Source organism: Hirschia sp. (assembly GCF_058892565.1).
In genome coordinates, this window is sequence record NZ_JBZXVU010000005.1 from 1 (window position 1) to 16,741 (window position 16,741).

The window sequence follows — 16,741 nt, forward strand, 5'->3', positions numbered from 1 at the left end:
TATTTTAAGTAATTTTCAGAAGCTCTAAAGAACCAAGAAAATCACTAAAAACTGAGCCAATTTTATTACCCTAAAAGAGCAAAGAACTAACCCTGTGATCGGCGAAGAGACGCGGCTTATAATAACCACACCCCACCCCGTCAACCAATTATTTTAAGTTATTTTAAACGATCCAGAAGATCACTCAAAATCACCTAAACAAACCTAGAAAAACGTTCCGAAAAACAGATCATCCAAGTCTATAGTCAGCGAAGAGCGGTGACGTATATGTATGTAGACAGTGTGCGTCAACATAAAAAATGCCGAATCTGTAAATTAAAAATCGACACCTCACAAAGCCTAAGCTCCCCTTCCCCACGCCATCACATCATAACAGTGTCCCAAGCATTACGCGCAAACATAACCGCACAACACAATGGCCGCATTAAGCACTCAAAAATTCGCAGGAAAGCTATCTACCAATTTTGATTTCCGTTCGAAACCAGCTCTACGGATACACACGCAAAGCTTTGATACATTTGGTAGGCCCGGAGGGAATCGAACCCCCGACCAAACCGTTATGAGCGGTTTGCTCTAACCAACTGAGCTACAGGCCCCCAAAATGGAGAAAGCGCACATTACTCATTTTGCATCATTCGTGAAGACCCCAATTGTGCGAAATATCCATTTCTTTCAAAATTAAATCCAACTATTGATGGTCAATGCCCCTAAACCCCACAACACGCCATAAGACTGCCTCAATAGCGAGTCGTACTGTCATTAGATATTTTGCTTAAGTTAGGAGTCATAATGTTTATCCCCTTTCGTCACAAAAACGAATCAACGAAACAAACAAGTGTTTTAGCAACTCTTGCCCTATCAACAGCATGCATCACCCTACCGCTAAGCGCAGAAGCACAAATCATGCAAAACTCACCCCAATCCATGTCAGTCATTCAACAAGAAACAACCTTAAACCTGACAGGGGAAGGTAAGATTGAAGTCAGCCCAGATATTGCAACAATTTCATTAGGCGTAAACGTTGAAGCCGACACAGCTTCCCAAGCCATGAAACAACAATCTGCATTGATGAATAAAGTTTTTGAAGCCTTAGAAAAAGCAAAAATTGCAGACAAAGATATGCAGACTGGGAATATATCCTTAAGTCCGCGCTATGATTACAGCTCTAGCAAAAACGGCCCACCTAAGCTGACCGGCTATCAAGCAACTAACACATTAGGTATTACTGTCCGCAAACTCGACACACTCGGCTCAGTTCTAGATTCTGTCGTTTCAGCAGGCGGAAACACAATCAACTCAATATCATTTGGATTGGAGGATTCGAGCGAAGCATTAAATTTAGCTCGCAAAGCTGCCATAGCCGATGCTTTGGCAAAAGCCGAACTTTATGCAGAAGCAGCAGGATACTCTGTGTCCAGAATCATAACGATGAATGAGTCTGGTAATTTCTCGCCATCCCCGCAACCCGTTATGATGGCGCGCATGAAAGCCTCTGAATCAGCCAGCACACCAATAGCTGCTGGAGAAGTTTCCTATTCATCGACGATGAATGTTCAATTTGAGCTCGTTCGCAAATAGGCTAGATTTTACTTAGAAACAAAAAAGCCACTACATCTGATGTAGTGGCTTTTTTCTGCCCATCTATTTACGCAAAATAGTCGATCCAGACAATTCCATACTCCCCGCACCTTTTACTAAGTCAGGGTCATCTAGAAAATCATCTAAATCTGTGAATTCAAGTGCTTCATCCGATTTCGACCAATCAGAAGCACGTCGACGAGGAACAATCGGACTATTTTCCACATTCTCGGACGCCAAATTAGCGACATGTCTTTCTACGTCACCCCGAACATTTGGCGCTACCGGTTCATTCTCCTTAATATAATCAGAACTCTCTAGTTTGGAGCTGAACTTAGGAGGATCAACAACATTTTCCGACACAGGCGAAGTATGAGCCCCGAAATGACCGACACCTTTGCGCTTCATCCTTGTCACGCGATTACCACGCTCAAAGAAGAGCCCCCAATATTTATCAATTATATCGGCGCGATATTCTAAAGAACGTAAATCGCGGATCTCTCGCCCCTTCATCAAGCGAACACCCTCAATTTTAACGCGGCCTAGACTGTTCACCGTTTGCACAAAGCCATTATATGATCTTGGCGCGTGTCGGTTTGCTTCAAAATGAAGTTCTCCAACACCTTCTCGTCCCTCTTCAGAGGTATCGGCCAAAGAATTCCTGAACTTATAAGCCATGAATGGCCAACTAAAACTGGAAAACTCCATAATCACATTTGATTGGACTTCCAGATTTTCATCGACCGCATATCCAGAGAATCGGAATGACTTACCGGCAGGCTGTATTTCAATCACAGCCATTCGCGGCATACCATTGTGTTTTTCAGCCTGAATCCACGTGCCTTCCATATAGTGTTTTCCCAGCACCAACTTCCGAATAGGCGTATAACGAAAGAAAAATGGTAAAACCGCATCAGTCAGCGCCAACCACACAACGATAGTCACCAATAACGCAGCACCTGCCGCTAAAAATGGCGCGTAATCGGCCTCAAATCCAGCGACACTATATGCTGCAGTAGCCGGCCCAAAAACAAAACTAACAAGCGCCAATACAATTGCAGCTGAAACCGCATTCGACACCACTAAGAAACGACAATATGGATTCACCCAATGCCCCTTTTCAACAATACATCACCAAATAAATAGTCTTTATGTTGAAAGGACAAATATCATAAAGTCATGATTTTAAATATGATTTTATGATTAATGATCTATACTTGAGAATTAACAAAACTATTGAAACAAGAGTTTGTTTCCATTTGAATTAACAATCGATGTTTGGAAATTCACACTCGATTAGGTATATTTTACCTAGTTAAATGTGCTCAGGTCTTTGTCAGCACTTATTACTTAAAATAACTCGACCATACTAAAAACACCGCCAACACAATAATGGCGGCAGATATTTGCACAAACGGTCTTCCCCGCCTGTAAAATGGAGTTCTAGAAGGTTTCTTGAGATTTTTCACAACGCAACACCATTGCCCAAAGCATTACCGCCCGCAACATAGCTAACGGCAAATATTTAAGCGACGTGAGGAACTATATTATTATTGTCATCTAACATCACGACAGTCGGTGCATGTTGACGAGCTTTCTCTTCCTCAATCTGAGCAAACGTAGCAATGATAATACGGTCACCCAATTGAAAGTGACGCGCTGCTGCTCCATTCACACCAAATGTTTTTGAGCCACTTGGCGCTTCAATGGCGTATGTCGATAGGCGCGCACCATTGGTAATATTCCAAATATCAACGCGTTCGTTCACAAGAATACCAGAAGCTTCCAACAAATCCTTATCTATAGAGATAGAGCCTTCATAATGAAGGTCGCACTGAGTCACTGTTGCGCGGTGTAATTTCGCTCTCAACATGGTCAGAAACATATAAAACCCTTTCTCTTCAACGCTCGCTCAGACTTTTAAGCACCTCAACCAACATTATGGTTCAATTAAAATGCTTACTTTGAATGAAGATATGGTGCCCATATCAAAATATTCAAAGCCCAATTGATATTTCTAATGCTATTCATCTCGCAGATGCAGCAATTTTCGGTTTTCTATAGCATAACAAAGCTGAATGCATAGTGACCACAGCAAATTTCAGTGCAAATCACACACAAATACGGATCAATTTTACCCGAAATGGACGCCCAGCCCCAGGGTAACCTTAGGGCATTTATTGCTATCGTTTCTGACTATTACCCACAAACAAAAAAAGCGGCAGCCAATAAAATTGACTACCGCTCTTTATAAAATCTCTCGGCCCAACCCAACCAAGCACGTTAGGTGGAACCGTTTTAGATTTTTAGAATTCGAAGTTTACAGTCACACCAACGTTTTCGTCTGTGTCGCTTTTTTCAAACTGCCACTGAGAAATTGCTTCAACAGCTGAAGCATCAAATAGCTCAGGGCTTGTTGAATTAACAACTTCAATCGCGTCAACACTACCGTCTTTAAGAATGACGAAAGCAAGCTCAACGCTACCTTCGATTTCTTGTTTTTCAGCAAATGTTGGATATTTTGGAACAACTTTTTTCACAACTGTAACATCTGCAGCGGCAGGCATTACAACAGCTAATGAAGCTACTACGGCGAGGAATGCGGAGAACAAGTTAGTTTTTTTCATAATAAGACCCTTCAGAGTTTCAAAAGTGCTGCGGGTCTATTCAGGTTTGCTTGAGTATTTCGAGATACCCTTTTTAGCATACCAGCTGCCCGCTAACATGCATTAATGTATAGCATACCCACCGAGCATCCTGCAATTGCAAAGCTTCATTTTTCACGGAAACGTCATAAAAGCATAGAAACGACTACTAATTATGCATTTGAGCATAAAAAAGCAGCAGTTCTCATACACAAGAACTGCTGCAAATAGATAGAATCGGACTTTTCGTTAGTCTGAAACCATGACGCCTTCAAATTTGACACCAAAGAAATCATCTTTGACCCACATTGGACGCTCATCTTGATTCGCCAATGTCATCGCGATTTTTGCATTTATAGATGCAAACTTGTCTGCAACGTTAAATAAAAGCCCATTATCCACTTCATCAGAAGGCTTGTGGTAGTTATTGGCAAAATGATTGCTCCAAGCTTCTTCGCCACCATTTTCAAAACCAGTCGCCAAGAAAACAGACGGCACACCAATTTCTACGAAACGATAATGATCAGACCGCGTAAACAATCCTTGCGCCGGAAAAGGGTCTTCGCCCAGAGTAACGCCAAATTCAGAGATAGCATCCTCAATCGCTGACTTCATTGTGGATCGCTCACCACCAAAGGCCACGACATCAGTGAAATCATATGTAAGCACTGGCATATCCAGATTTACATTGCCCACAATGTTTGCGCGTTCAATTGTTGGATTCATTGTAAAGTATTGAGCGCCCAACAGCCCCTTTTCTTCACCTGTCACTACCGCAAACATCACGCTACGCCGCGGTGCGTCTCCAGATTTGATAATGCGCGCCGCTTCCAAAAGCGTGGATACACCCGCCGCATTATCCAATGCACCATTATTGATGACATCTTCTTCCATAGACTTTTGCGTAATCCCGATGTGATCAACATGCGCAGACAAAACGATCACTTGATCTTTCAATTCAGGATCAGATCCTTCAATCATCCCCAAAACATTTTGAGACTCAATTTTGCTATGCGTCGACTTCTGCTCAATACGCACATACATCGGAAGCTCAAAAGACGGGACTTTCGCTGCATCATCTTCAATCAATGTTTGGATATCAGCCCAAGACATCTGTGAGCCTTCAAACAATTTCGCCGCCCCATCATCAGACAAATAAGCTGAAGCCGCCAAATTAGGTGCTGTTGTATATGGTGCTCCGTCTTTACCAATCCACTTCATAGATTTTCGTGTGGTCGAGCTAGAAACAGCGCGCGCAAATGGAAAGCGCTTTACACTTTTGGGCGTTGGCAGCGTTATAACTCCAATTGCGCCACGTTCTGACATTTCACGAGAGACTTGCGCACCATAATAAGCGCGCTCTTCTGTTTGAATGCCGCCTGGCGTCCCTGAAAGAACTGCGACAATCTTACCTGCAACATCAATATCAGCATATGGTGTAAGCCCGTGCTCAGGCGCAACCACACCATAGCCAGCAAAAACAACAGGAGCTTCAATGACATTTTCAGGAGATTTAGAAGAAGAATAAACAACATAGTCGGTGCCATCTATGAATTCGACGACGTCTCCGGACGCATTTATGACCTGCATCGCGTTTCCATCTACATCTCGAACAACTGAAATAAAGGGAACAGTCTGCGTATAGCCACCATCTTCGCCAGACGGCGCAATACCTATTTCTTTAAATTGATTGATCACATATTGAACCGCCAATGCATGACCAGCAGATCCTGTCTCTCTGCCTTCAAGTTCGTCACTCGCTAGGTAAGTTATATCTGCTTTAATTCGTGCAGCGCGTGGCGTAAGAATTTCTTCAACATTCTTTATTGTTGCTTCTTCACTTACCTCAACCACCTCAACGCTCGCGCACGCACCAAGAACGGATGCAGCTGCTAGCGCAAAAATCAACTTCAATCTCATAGAATTCCCTCAAGAATTTTCAGCTTTGTTTAGTATAATGGGTAGGAATAAATACTGTTTCAGCAAAGTCGAGCATTTTTCATCGATATTTGGAAAATAGCATTTCTATAATCGAGAGTGATTTTCTCAGACCTTGCATTGATGACAATTTCAAAGTCTAAATTTTGATCATACATCTTCTTCAACACGCCAATCAGGGAAACGTCTATTCTTTCCGCCCCAATAAACGCGGACTCTATTTCCTGCTGGATCAAGAATGACTGCCTCACGCCATCCATATGATTTATCTTCGGGTTGAGACACAATTTCATAATCCAAGGCTTTCATTTTAGACACCACCTTATCAACTTCTGGCGTCTCAAAATAAATGGCCGGATAGGATGCATCAACGGCCTCGCCTCCATTTGCCGCTATGGAAAATGTCGCTGGCTCTCCTTGTCCTATTTCTGGCAAGCACTCAAACCGCGCATATCGAGGTGGTGCATCGACAATAAGGCGTAATCCCAAGGCCTTATAAAACGCAACGCTCTCATCATAATTGACCAAAGGCAAAGTCGCCTGATTCATTTGCATTCAGCAATTTCCTTATTTTCTTTATCCCGAATATACGCGGCCTTCACAACACAGCTCAAACACTATCAAGCGCCAATCGCAGAGCATATCGCGCCGCTTTATATATAATTAGCGTGAAATATGAGCCGCAATTCGCCTCGTCATCGGTAAATCACGATGCTCAAAAATATAAACACCTTGCCATTGCCCCAATGCGACATTCCCTGACATAATTGGAATAGAAATTGATGTCGGAGTAAGAGCAGATTTTATGTGAGCCGGCATATCATCAGGGCCTTCAAATGTATGCGTTAGCCAATTCATGGCTTTGCTATCGCCGCTGGGTACAATTCTGGAGAAAAATTCACGAAGATCATCCTGCACACTCGGATCAGCATTTTCTTGCACCAGAATCGAACATGAAGTGTGCTGAACAAACAAAGTTAACAGGCCTGATTCTACTTCATTTTCTGTCACAAATTCTCGAATTTGTCCGGTAAATTCATACAATCCTTGCCCACGCGTCCGCACCGTAAATACGTGTTGATCACTCAATGAATCACCATCCTATGCCTAATATATGGAGCAAAATTAACGTTAATTATGTTGTACTAAATAGTTAATAGAACCATCATTAGGCAAGGAAAACTTAAAACAGCCCGCAAGAATGGTTGAATTGATGGAGGCTTTTCATGGCAACGCGTATTGGTGGATTTGTTTTCGCGCTCGGATTTTGGGTGGTGCTAGGCTTGGTTACACTCATGAGCTTTAATATTATCAACTAGCTCCTTAGTATAAGCGCAGAAATTTTGAGTAGAGTATTTTTATTTGTCTCGCACAAAAGGCCGAGCGGCAAAATGCACGGCCCTCTCCTATTGTCTCAATTTCCACAAACGAAGCAGGATCACTCAAAACATTTGCGTTTGCCTTAGTTTCAGATGCACTTTGCAGAATACATTCCAACTTTTTAGATTTGTTTTACTGGAACTTCTGGCGCAAGAGCTACAATTGCCCCTACACATTTTCTCCATTCAAGACTACAAAGCCCATTAAATGTACAAATGCTCGGGGATGGGCCAATGAAAACGATGATTCCAAACGCGCTAACGCTCGCTCGATTTTTACTTGCCCCGATTGTGGCTTGGCTGATGTGGAAAGGCTTTTCTATTCCGTATTTTGCTGAATATGGGCCTAGCGCAATAAGCAACTCGCCAGAAACAATTGCCGCAGCAGAATCACTTGGCACAAAATACCAACTATGGGCAGCGATCCTGTTTGTGGTTGCCGCACTAACGGACCTATTTGACGGCATGGCAGCGCGCGCGTGGGATGCACACTCCAAATTTGGTCGCATACTAGATCCTATTGCGGACAAAGCTTTGGTCGGCCTCCCCCTCCTCACCTATGTAGGTATGCACCGTTATTTTCAGGGTGAGTTCAACTATCTGATTCTCATTCCAGTGCTCATAATCGTGGGAAGAGACATCTTCATAACTATTCTTCGCCTCTTCGCCCCCGACGGTGAAGGTGCCCCTGTTTCCAATTTAGCAAAATACAAAACAGCTTTAGAATTGGTCGCGGTTGCTATGCCGATATTTATGCAGCTTCCTTGGATCCCAGCAAGCTCAGCATTATACTGGTCTTGGGTTATCATTTTGTGTGTTGCCGCATTGCTCTCAGCAATAACAGGGTTGGGATATTTAACAGCCTCACCAACGTCCAAACCTAAAGACTAATACTCCCAAACGAAAATTGCCCATTCTGTTGGGGGGAAAACAGAACGGGCAATTCGGGGAGGTATTATTAGAGTGTTTTTATAAGCAGTTTGTGCCTGGATCCGGATTGCACCCACACTGAGGGGTGAGGGTGAGAAGACTGCAGATGCAATCCTTAACCATGCAATTTTTGAACATAATGTAGAGAGGGGGCACTCCATTATATTCAACTCAAGCGAAGCGAAAACACGAAGTCTTCATTTTGCTTAAACACATTTAAGCAGCCTTAGATTGCGAAAAAGTTAACAAAACTCAGCTTTCTATAAATATTTCAAGTTTCCTCTAAAAAACATTGGTTCAATTGAGACAATTAGACTCAATTTTGCCAATCAAACTGTAAAGCAAAGACCATTTTTGCCCCCCACACCCTAAAATAACAATTTTATGAAAAAAAATTTCCAATAGAATCAATAATATTTCAGATTATTGACGTAACCCCACTTTTCAGAAGCATTTGCTTGGTTAAGCTTGCACTCCATTCCTGTGGATGGATTGCTATAAATAAGACATTAAAAGGTAAAACCTATGTCATTTGGGAGTGAAACGCCAAACTTTGATCGTCGCAATTCTAGCGTGCGCCAAAACGATGCCGTCGGGCTCTTTGACTCGGAAACGGGTGTGTATCAACGCAGCAGATCAAACGTTGTACAATTCAAATCAAAACACAAACAAACGCATATTAATGCTGATATTGATGTCGACAAATGGCCTGCTTATAAATCCATCGGATTTGCTATTGCAGCATCTTTGACCTTGTGGTCGGGCATAGCGTTTATGATAAAAGCAATCTTTTAAAAATATTCGTAAAATCTCGATAGAAAGAGCACAGAAACTGCACACCAGCAGCACATACATGTGCACTTATCACAACAATATCGTACCATTATTGTGTTAGCGTCACTTCTATATTGTGAAGCCTAACATCTGCTCGCTTCTCAAAGTAAATTTTTGAAGCGCATTCGAATTTAAGAAAAATTGGTGGTCAGAGAGAGACTTGAACTCTCGACCTCAGGATTATGAGTCCTGCGCTCTAACCAGCTGAGCTACCTGACCAATTTTGAACTACAATTCAGTTTCCCACATCTACTATTAATGCGGGAAACGGCGCTTATAGTCTGGCAAAGCAGACTAGACAAGTCATGATTTTGAGGAAAATCACACTTTCTCGATAGAAAATTCAAATTCGCTAGACATACAGCCATCTAGCAATCGAAAATTATATAATTTCTTTGAAAACGTTTATGTTTCACCACGCATATCTTTGATAAATGCATCTGCTTCTGCAATAGAACGCTCCATATCTGCAATCAATGCTGATACATCTGTTTCAATTTGCTCAGCTTCCCCTTCTAGTGCGGCGATTGCACGGGAATTAAGGTTATGTTTCAGATACAAAACACGATCCTTAAACACCGCTAAAACAGGGTCCATCGACTGAGATGCCTTAAGCATTCTGCGTTCTAACTCTTCATAGCGCTGCTCAGTTTCAACCAATTGACGCTCACTTGATGCGCGCATTGAGGCGGAAGAATACTGATCCAACTCTTTGCGCCATTCTTTGAATAAGTCTCTTGAAACGATCTGAACATCTTTAACACGCGTTCTAACACGCTCAGCTTGACGATCAGCACTTTCATATGACGCGTTCAAACGATCATAAGTATCCTCAAGCTCACCCCCATCAATATCAACCACGGCCCGGAAAGCATCTAAAGCTGACACAAACTCTTCTTTTGCATCCTCTTGCGAAGAAGCAGCCTTTTCCACACGTTCAACTAATAAGTCACGCTTTTCCATCCCGGTGAGGGTTTCAATTGTGTCATAGTAAGCTGAGGCACACCCAGTGATGGTTGTCGTTGCAAGTATGGACGCGGATAAAAGCGCGGCACGCAGTGCTGAATTACGTTTCATAGCTATCCCCTAAGCATATGGTTAATGTATTTTCCAATATGAATACAGACGTTGGCATGAAAGGCCAATTTATTTTTCTAAAAATTACACCTAGCCAAACAAAAAAGCTCAACCACAGAAAACCGAAAATAATCAGTATACAGCTCATTTGATTTGAAACTTAAACTTACCCAGCGCCGAAGACACTATGTTGCATCAATCCAACGCACCTTTCGGAAAACACTTCCAATTTGAGCAATTTTATTTGACACTACCCCCTATAATGACTAGAAGATGGGGTAAGAAAATTCGTAAGAATAGGGATTATTAGAATACTCATGTCGCTTGATCTAGATTCCATTGATGCTAAAATACTCGACCTTATTCAACGTGATGCCGGAATGTCCGTTGCTGATATCGCCGATGCGGTAGGTTTATCTTCTTCTCCCTGCTGGCGCAGAATCAAACGCATGGAGGAACAAGGCCTTATCGAAAGACGTGTGACGCTATTAAACCATGCAAAATTAGGCCTTGGTTTTGAAGTGATCGCGAACGTCAAGCTATCCCTACCATCACGTGACAACCTTGAAGCCTTTGAACGTGCCGTTTCTGATTGGCCAGAAGTTGTTGAATGTATCACAATTACAGGCGCAGTTGATTATTTTATTCGAATCATCACGACCGATATTCACGCCTATGACAATTTTTTACGCGACAAACTTTTAGGCTTAGGTCTGGTTTCAGACATCCAATCTCGCATTGTCGTCAACGTATCCAAACGTACAACCGCTGCACCTCTTGGACTGATATCACCATTCATCAGCGATAAAACCGAGACTGAATAAATCCGGCTTTAGACACGATAAAAATCAAATAAAAAGGCGACATCTGATTAAGATATCGCCTTTTTTAAATTCTATTCAGCGAACTAATTAAATTCGCTCAACTGCCAATGCAATTCCTTCACCGCCACCAATACAAAGCGACGCCACACCCTTTGAAGCATTTTTCTGCTCCATAGCATTTAGCAAAGTCACAATAACACGTGCACCAGAAGCACCGATTGGGTGCCCCATTGCGCAAGCTCCGCCATTCACATTCACTTTGTCATGAGAAATACCAAGCTCTTTCATTGCGATCATCGGCACCACAGCAAATGCTTCATTGATTTCCCAAACTTCAACGTCGTCAACTTTCCAACCAGCTTTATCCAAAGTCTTTTTGATCGCCGGTACAGGAGCTGTTGTGAAATATTTTGGCTCATGCGCGTGCGCCGCTGTACTTACAATCCGCGCAAGAGGTTTTAAACCACGTTTGGTTGCTTCTGATTCGAGCATTAAAACTAAAGCCGCTGCTCCATCAGAAATCGCTGATGCATTCGCGGCAGTCACAGTGCCATCTTTTGTAAATGCCGGACGAAGCGCAGGAATTTTATCAGGACGCGCCTCGCGTGGTAGCTGATCTTCATCAACAGTGATATCACCTTTACGGGTTTTAACCGTCACGGGTGTAATCTCGCGTTTGAAGCGTCCTTCTTTTGTCGCCGATTGTGCACGCGCTAACGTCTCAATTGCGTATGCATCCTGCTGTTCACGTGTGAACTGATACTCACCGGCAACCATATCTGCGAACACACCCATTGGGTTGCCTTCATATGCATCCTCAAGGCCATCTTTCGCCATGTGATCAATCGTCTTGCCGTGTCCATATTTCAAGCCAGAACGCATAGAAATCATGTGCGGCGCATTCGTCATGCTTTCCATTCCGCCCACGACGACGATCTGAGCCTCACCTGCTAGAAGCGCATTACGCCCCATAACAGCAGCTTGCATTCCAGAACCACACATTTTGTTGATTGTAGTTGCTTCAACAGCCTCAGGCATATCTGCTTTAATAACGGATTGACGCGCAGGCGCTTGTCCTTGACCACCTGGAAGACAATTTCCCATGATAACTTCTTGAACATCGCCGCCAGCAACACCTGCATCAGCAAGCGCACCTTTAATCGCTATTGCACCAAGTTCATTTGCTGACATTGCGGAAAGGTCACCCAATAATCCACCCATAGGTGTGCGTGCCATACCAACTATAACTACTGAATCACTCATAAAGTCCCTCCACAGTCAAACGCTGCTTCCTATTTTAAATGCTGCAACGCAACAAACGCTTTATGCCTTATAAAGTCAACACTGCTCAAAAACAACGCAAATCACATCTATTGATCGAATATTTCTCATCAAACCCTATTAACAACTCATTTTATCACATAAAGGACATTTTGTAGATAAACTAACTTGTATTCGGATAAAACAAGCAACATGATACCCAAAACAATAAGAGATGCTCAGCAACATTCTTGGCTTGAAGATATTCATGCGTTGCTTGCAGGAACAATGCTTGTCGCTTTTGGAGTCGTTTTATACCTTCACGCACAGGTTTATACTGGCGGCTTAGCTGGCCTTTCCTTGCTTATAGAGTATGCAACAGGATGGTCTTTCGGCCTAATCTTCTTTTGCGTGAACATACCCTTCTACATACTTTCATTTATGAGAATGGGCCTACAATTTACGGTCAAAACCTTTGCAGCAGTCTCATTGATTTCAATCTTTTCTCGGTTATTTACCCAATGGATTGATTTCGATTTCATCAATCCAATCTTCGCTTCCATTGCTGGTGGAACGATGATGGGGGCCGGAATGATTTTTCTTTTCAGACATCGCGCAGGCGTTGGTGGCTCAAGTATCTTAGCTCAATTCCTACAAGATAAGAAAATTATGAGAGCTGGTTATTTTATGCTTGGGTTTGACACAATTATAATAAGCTCAGGTTTCTTCGTACTCCCTTGGAAACAAGTGTTAATTTCTATTCTTGGTGCGATCGTTTTAAACATAATTATCGCCACAAACCATAAACCTGGAAGATATGCTGGGTTCAGTTAGAAAATAGACTATTAGTGCCTTATTTTAGCTAAATATCCTGCCTATGGACTTAAATAAATTAGACGCAGGAGAATTTGCGATGAAAAAAACTCTGGGATTATTTGGAATAAGTCTGATCCTCAGCACTCCTGCACTGGCAGATACAACCATCCGCAGCAATTGGAGTGCTGCCAATATGCTGGAAACAAGCATCGTTAATGCCGCTGGTACACCAGACAAACCCAATAAAGATTTTAAACCACGCGCATTCGTCACAGAGCTTTGCTATGATCGCGGTGAAGCTGACCACGTGACCATTCACATAGACGGTAAAAGTGCGAGTTCTGTTCTCGCAAAAAATGCCTGCATCATCCTTCAAGGCCAATACGATATCATCGTAGAAACCGACAAAGCTTATACGGCCGACGCAGCACCGTCTGGGCATTTGCAATTCATTTTACCATCCCCTGTTGCAACGCAAAAGACGACGAAAACAATAACCCGTCGTCTTTTGGAAAAAACAAAACCTAGCGAAGACTAAGCTAAACGGTCAGCCTCATAAGCAGACACTGTGCCTGTGATAAAACCACCGCCGAGGACACGCGATGCATCTCCTGTGGAATAGAGCACGCAGGCTTGCCCCGGCGCGACACCTTCTTCAGCATCCTCAAACATAAATCCAGGCTGACCATTGATCATTGCCATATGGCCAGCTTTAGGTGGGCGTGTTGACCGCACACGTGCCAAAGCAGGTGTGTTTGATGCACAAGCTTCTTCAAGAGAATTAGCGCCCAACCAATTGCTTTCACCCATGCTCAAACCACGAGTCTCAAGCGCCTCGCGCGGTCCGACAATAACCTGACGTTTGCCTGCATCAATCTTTACCACATATATCGGTTCACCCGTTGCGACACCAAGGCCGCGACGCTGACCAACTGTGTATTTAATCACGCCTTCATGTTCACCCAGAACGCGCCCATCCATGTGGACAATCTCACCCTTACGGCCAGATCCCGGACGCAATTTCTCGACGATGGCCGTGTATTTTCCATCCGGCACAAAGCAGATATCCTGACTGTCAGGCTTAGAGGCGACTTCTAATCCCAGTGCAGAAGCAACTTTACGAGTGCTTTCTTTATTCATCCCACCAAGGGGAAAGCGCAAATAATCCAATTGCTCATGCGTGGTCGCGAACAAAAAGTAAGATTGATCTTTATCTGGGTCAGCCGCACGCGCCAGCTCAGGACCATTTTCTCCAACCACACGTCGAATATAATGGCCTGTCGCCATGCAGTCAGCGCCAAGGTCTTTAGACGTTTCCAGAAGGTCTCTAAATTTCACAGTTTGATTACAGCGCACACATGGTATCGGTGTTGACCCCGCCAGATAAGTGTCAGCAAAATCTTCCATCACCTGCTCTTTAAAGCGGCTTTCATAATCAAGCACATAATGAGGAATGCCCAACGCATCACAAGCACGGCGTGCATCATGAATATCTTGTCCGGCACAACACGCACCCTGCTTCTTCAGCGCAGCGCCATGATCATAAAGCTGAAGCGTCACACCAACCACATCATAGCCAGCATGGTGCAGTAATGCGGCAACAACTGTGGAATCCACGCCGCCAGACATGGCAGCAACTACGCGCGTTTCACTACGAGGTTTATCGAAGCCGAGATCAAGATCAGCACCAGCTAAAAACTCCGCCATATCGTCTAAAACATGGCTATCGAGCATTTTAGGTGCACCTAAAGTGTCGTTTGTCATTTTATCCTCTCCACTGGCTTCAAGGGCCAGAGCAGTATGTTAAGCAGCCGGTTTCATAACCTAATTATCAAAAAAGAGCCAGCTAGAGTTACCTCTAAGCAAACGCTAAGCAATTCACATGCAACTTGACTTGAAATCAGTGGTCGTACCGATAGAGTGTCTATATCCACAAAAATAATAAGTATACTGGGGCAGGTAATCATGACTGAAATAAACAATAGCGAACGCGCAAGTCAAAGGTCTAATCCCAACACGCCCACCCCACTCAAATTACCAGATGTCATCACGATAAAAGCAATGGCTCCCATTGGCTGGATTGCTGGTGCATGGGCTGATTTTCAAAAAGCTCCCCTTCCTTGCCTAACCTACGGAATACTCATGGCATTTGTGAGTGCAGCAATATCAATATCACTCCTATTTTCTGGATATTCAGATTGGATAATGGTTTTGCTAGGTGGCTTTTTCCTTATCGCTCCCATGCTAGCGATGGGACTGTATGAGGCAGGACGCCAAATAGAAGCTGGCCGCAAACCAAGTTTCACTCAGATGCTTTTTGTAAAAGGCGCATTCCGTCAAGACCTAGCATATTTAGGCTTGGCCTTATTGCTTTTATACTTCTTTTGGGGGCGCATGGCACAACTAGTTTACGCATTATCTACCTATCGAAAACACGACAATGTCATGCAATTCCTAGATTTCATGCTGACAACACCCGAAGGTCAAAAAATGGCGATGGCTGGAACGCTTGTTGGCGGCGTAATTGCTTTCATAGCCTTTGCTTTAGTTGTGATTTCTGCCCCAATGCTTCTGGATAGAAAAACAGATGTTTTCATTGCCACGATTACCAGCGTTCGTGCTGTCGCTAAAAATCTATTTCCCATGTTGATATGGGCAATACTGATAACAGCTCTAACAATATTGGGCATACTGACAGGCTTTATCGGATTGATCATTGTATTCCCACTGATCGGGCTTGCGAGTTGGCGCGCTTACCGCGAACTCGTACCAACAGGCCATTTCCCAGAGTAAAACGACACCAAAACAAACAATAATAAACCTGTATGCCATGTGGCGCATTTGTAGCAGGAATTTTGCAACACACCACTTGTCCCGATCATGGGTTGTCAAAGTGGTACAGTTACATGCTGGAATATCTCATTTCGAGCGGGTTTAAAGGCGCTCTCTTAGGCGGTGGATTGGGTCTGATTGGAATATCAGCAGCTCATCTCTTTGTAAGATTAATAGATAATCCAGCCGATCAAATGGTCAAAACCAATTTTGTCGTCAATTCAGTGTTTGGGTTCGGCATGGTGTTTTTTGCGGCGTTATCGGTTTTACCCTACGCATTTGATACTATGATCAACAAAACCACGCAGCACACATTTGCGTTTCTCTTTTTTGCAATCGCAATAACAAGCGGTGTTTGCTTATTCGATGCTATGAAACGCAAGATCGAGTGGCTTGATGATGGATTCAGAATTCAGCGTTGGAATGACAATACACATTTCTATACTTGGAAAAGCGTAGACAACATTGAATGGAATCCGTTGTTGCACATCTGGTGCATTCACTTAAATGACGGAGAAACATTCTCTTTTCATCCGCTTATGACCGGCGCAATACGCTTTCTCGACATAGCTAAAATGAAAGCAAATCTGTTCACAGAAAACAGATACAGCCATTTAGAGCACTAGCT

At 43.3% G+C, this 16,741-nt stretch carries 17 protein-coding genes and 2 tRNA genes; 8 read left to right on the top strand and 11 right to left on the bottom strand.

Annotated elements, in window-relative coordinates; all coding sequences use genetic code 11:
- Positions 1–519: 519 nt before the first annotated feature.
- Positions 520–596: transfer RNA gene (locus AC5EF3_RS01845), tRNA-Ile, on the bottom strand.
- 193 nt (positions 597–789) lie between these two features.
- Here AC5EF3_RS01845 and AC5EF3_RS01850 point away from each other — a divergent pair.
- Positions 790–1,578 (top strand): SIMPL domain-containing protein, encoded by a 789-nt coding sequence (locus AC5EF3_RS01850; protein ID WP_493546810.1) that lies wholly within the window; start codon positions 790–792, stop codon positions 1,576–1,578.
- Positions 1,579–1,641: 63 nt separating this feature from the next.
- Here AC5EF3_RS01850 and AC5EF3_RS01855 read toward each other — a convergent pair whose 3' ends face one another.
- The 6 genes from AC5EF3_RS01855 to AC5EF3_RS01880 form a co-directional block, all read right to left on the bottom strand.
- Complete coding sequence (locus AC5EF3_RS01855; RefSeq protein ID WP_493546811.1) at positions 1,642–2,685, bottom strand: hypothetical protein; 1,044 nt, start codon at positions 2,683–2,685, stop codon at positions 1,642–1,644.
- Between the two features lie 418 nt (positions 2,686–3,103).
- On the bottom strand, positions 3,104–3,463 hold the full coding sequence (panD, locus tag AC5EF3_RS01860; RefSeq protein WP_015828016.1) for an aspartate 1-decarboxylase: 360 nt from the start codon (positions 3,461–3,463) through the stop codon (positions 3,104–3,106).
- Between the two features lie 421 nt (positions 3,464–3,884).
- Positions 3,885–4,205: an energy transducer TonB gene (locus tag AC5EF3_RS01865; protein WP_493546812.1), complete on the bottom strand. Its 321-nt coding sequence runs from the start codon at positions 4,203–4,205 to the stop codon at positions 3,885–3,887.
- Positions 4,206–4,472: 267 nt separating this feature from the next.
- Positions 4,473–6,143, bottom strand: a complete 1,671-nt coding sequence (locus AC5EF3_RS01870) for a M28 family metallopeptidase (protein WP_493546813.1) — start codon at positions 6,141–6,143, stop codon at positions 4,473–4,475.
- 168 nt (positions 6,144–6,311) lie between these two features.
- Positions 6,312–6,716: a VOC family protein gene (locus AC5EF3_RS01875; protein ID WP_493546814.1), complete on the bottom strand. Its 405-nt coding sequence runs from the start codon at positions 6,714–6,716 to the stop codon at positions 6,312–6,314.
- A 108-nt stretch (positions 6,717–6,824) separates the two neighbouring features.
- Entirely contained in the window at positions 6,825–7,250 is a 426-nt protein-coding gene (locus AC5EF3_RS01880) for a secondary thiamine-phosphate synthase enzyme YjbQ (protein ID WP_493546815.1), read from the bottom strand.
- A 524-nt stretch (positions 7,251–7,774) separates the two neighbouring features.
- On the opposite strand from AC5EF3_RS01880, the gene AC5EF3_RS01885 reads away from it, so the two are divergent.
- Positions 7,775–8,431 (top strand): CDP-alcohol phosphatidyltransferase family protein, encoded by a 657-nt coding sequence (locus tag AC5EF3_RS01885; protein ID WP_493546816.1) that lies wholly within the window; start codon positions 7,775–7,777, stop codon positions 8,429–8,431.
- 564 nt (positions 8,432–8,995) lie between these two features.
- A complete protein-coding gene (locus AC5EF3_RS01890; RefSeq protein ID WP_015828025.1) occupies positions 8,996–9,265 on the top strand; it encodes a hypothetical protein in 270 nt (89 codons plus the stop codon).
- A 181-nt stretch (positions 9,266–9,446) separates the two neighbouring features.
- Here AC5EF3_RS01890 and AC5EF3_RS01895 read toward each other — a convergent pair.
- Positions 9,447–9,523, bottom strand: a tRNA-Met gene (locus AC5EF3_RS01895).
- A gap of 186 nt (positions 9,524–9,709) precedes the next feature.
- Positions 9,710–10,381 carry a DUF2959 domain-containing protein gene (locus tag AC5EF3_RS01900; protein ID WP_493546817.1) on the bottom strand — a complete coding sequence of 224 codons (672 nt, stop codon included), beginning with the start codon at positions 10,379–10,381 and terminating at the stop codon, positions 9,710–9,712.
- Between the two features lie 317 nt (positions 10,382–10,698).
- Here AC5EF3_RS01900 and AC5EF3_RS01905 point away from each other — a divergent pair, with 317 nt between their 5' ends.
- Positions 10,699–11,205, top strand: coding sequence for an Lrp/AsnC family transcriptional regulator (locus tag AC5EF3_RS01905; protein WP_015828027.1), 507 nt, complete (start codon positions 10,699–10,701; stop codon positions 11,203–11,205).
- A gap of 87 nt (positions 11,206–11,292) precedes the next feature.
- On the opposite strand, the gene AC5EF3_RS01910 is transcribed toward AC5EF3_RS01905, so the two are convergent.
- A complete protein-coding gene (locus AC5EF3_RS01910; protein ID WP_493546818.1) occupies positions 11,293–12,468 on the bottom strand; it encodes a thiolase family protein in 1,176 nt (391 codons plus the stop codon).
- A gap of 210 nt (positions 12,469–12,678) precedes the next feature.
- Here AC5EF3_RS01910 and AC5EF3_RS01915 point away from each other — a divergent pair, with 210 nt between their 5' ends.
- Positions 12,679–13,299, top strand: a complete 621-nt coding sequence (locus tag AC5EF3_RS01915) for a YitT family protein (protein ID WP_015828029.1) — start codon at positions 12,679–12,681, stop codon at positions 13,297–13,299.
- A gap of 79 nt (positions 13,300–13,378) precedes the next feature.
- Positions 13,379–13,819 (top strand): hypothetical protein, encoded by a 441-nt coding sequence (locus tag AC5EF3_RS01920; RefSeq protein WP_493546819.1) that lies wholly within the window; start codon positions 13,379–13,381, stop codon positions 13,817–13,819.
- Here AC5EF3_RS01920 and mnmA read toward each other — a convergent pair.
- Complete coding sequence (gene mnmA / locus AC5EF3_RS01925) at positions 13,816–15,045, bottom strand: tRNA 2-thiouridine(34) synthase MnmA (RefSeq protein ID WP_015828031.1); 1,230 nt, start codon at positions 15,043–15,045, stop codon at positions 13,816–13,818. The two genes, AC5EF3_RS01920 and mnmA, sit on opposite strands and share 4 nt — an antisense overlap.
- Positions 15,046–15,246: 201 nt before the next feature.
- Between mnmA and AC5EF3_RS01930 the strand changes: the two genes are divergently transcribed.
- Complete coding sequence (locus AC5EF3_RS01930; protein ID WP_493546820.1) at positions 15,247–16,074, top strand: DUF2189 domain-containing protein; 828 nt, start codon at positions 15,247–15,249, stop codon at positions 16,072–16,074.
- Positions 16,075–16,187: 113 nt separating this feature from the next.
- The gene (locus AC5EF3_RS01935; RefSeq protein ID WP_493546821.1) at positions 16,188–16,739 is read left to right on the top strand and encodes a hypothetical protein; all 552 of its coding nucleotides are present in this window, start codon (positions 16,188–16,190) and stop codon (positions 16,737–16,739) included.
- Positions 16,740–16,741 lie beyond the last annotated feature (2 nt).